General features: G+C 32.2%; 1 protein-coding gene. It reads left to right on the forward strand.

All coding sequences use genetic code 11. The annotated features are described in order from the left end of the window. Nucleotides 1-407 precede the first annotated feature (407 nt). Nucleotides 408-1,379 carry a thermonuclease family protein gene (locus tag CD118_RS10825; protein ID WP_103356696.1) on the forward strand — a complete coding sequence of 324 codons (972 nt, stop codon included), beginning with the start codon at nt 408-410 and terminating at the stop codon, nt 1,377-1,379. The last annotated feature ends 182 nt before the right edge of the window (nt 1,380-1,561 follow it).

The raw sequence follows: 1,561 nt of genomic DNA on the forward strand, positions 1-1,561 counted from the left end.
TCTATGTGGACATCTTTATACTAAAACAGCTTAAAATTCCACTCATTTATTCCTAATTTGAACAAAATCTTTTAAATTACATAAATGTTTTCGACATATTTATATTTAAACCTTTAATTATATTTATCACTATTGATTTTAATGCTATAATTGTGCTGTTCATTAGTCTCTAAAACTAACAATTCGCGCTGCTTCCAGTTCATATTTATAAAATTTGCTTTGTAACTGTATGACATCGCATACCATTTATCATCTTTTGCGTATTTTCTAACCTTAGATTAACCGATTGATAGATGGATTAAAGTGACGTTTACTCCTTTTTAATGACACATCATAAGAAGGTTTAACCCAGCATGAATTCAAAATTTAGATACTAGGATAAGATTATAGTAGAAGGAGTCAAGCAGATGAAACAACGTCAGTGGTATCAAACGCAATGGTTTACAATTTTAATGCTTATTTTTGTTTTTCCAGTAGGTCTTTTTTTAATGTGGAAATATCAGTCTTGGGGTAAGTGGATTAAAATTATCATTACAGTCGTAGTCTTAATCATATTTATGATTAATTTTCAAAATAATAAACAACCACAAGATTCCCATTCAACAAAGCAAGAAACAACTCAAGAGCATGCGAATAAGGAAGAACACAAAAAACAAACTTCTAAACACAAAGATGAAAAAAATGAAGCAAAAAAAGAAAAAGAAGATAAGGAATCATACGAGCCAGGAACTACAGACCGCATACCTGTTAAGTTAAGTGCAGCGGTAGATGGTGATACCGCGAAATTCGTTTACAATAATAAAACTGAAACATTTAGATTCCTACTTATTGATACACCTGAAACGAAGCACCCTCGTTTAGGCAAACAGCCATTTGGTCAAGAAGCTTCTGATCAGACAGCTGAACTACTTAGAAATGCCAAAAAGATTGAAGTAGAATTTGATGTAGGTCAAAAACAAGATAAGTACCAAAGATATTTGGCATATATTTATGTTGATGGAAAAATGTTAAACGATATTTTAGTTAAAGAAGGCTTAGCGAGAGTCGCTTATGTCTATCCGCCGAATACAAGATATTTATCTGAGTTAGAAGCTTCTCAAGAAAAAGCAAGAGAAGAAAAGTTAGGCATATGGAGTTTGACTTCTGCTTTTGAGGAAGAAAGTCATGAGCAACCTGCTACAACACCAGCACCTGCTAAAAATGACAACACAGCACAACCTGCACCTCAACAATCACAAACAGAACCAGCTCAAAGCACTCAATCATTTGCCAATTGTACACAGTTACGTGCGGTTTATCCAAACGGCGTTCCTCAAGGACATCCTGCATATCAACCAAAATTAGACAGGGATAACGATAATTTTGCTTGTGAACGCTAACTTAGTATCCTAATTTTTAGCTTATCAAAAAGTTATATAAAATTATTATCACGTCAAAAAATAACTAACTTTAGTTTATTTATTTATATATTAAAAGCAGTTGTGAAAGATTTAATATATAACACAACTGCTTTTATTTTCAATCTATTATTTTAAATTCTCGCCACTTCTCTTCTGTCATC

Origin of the sequence: Staphylococcus coagulans (assembly GCF_002901995.1) — a bacterium.
GTDB classification, from domain to species: Bacteria; Bacillota; Bacilli; order Staphylococcales; family Staphylococcaceae; genus Staphylococcus; species Staphylococcus coagulans.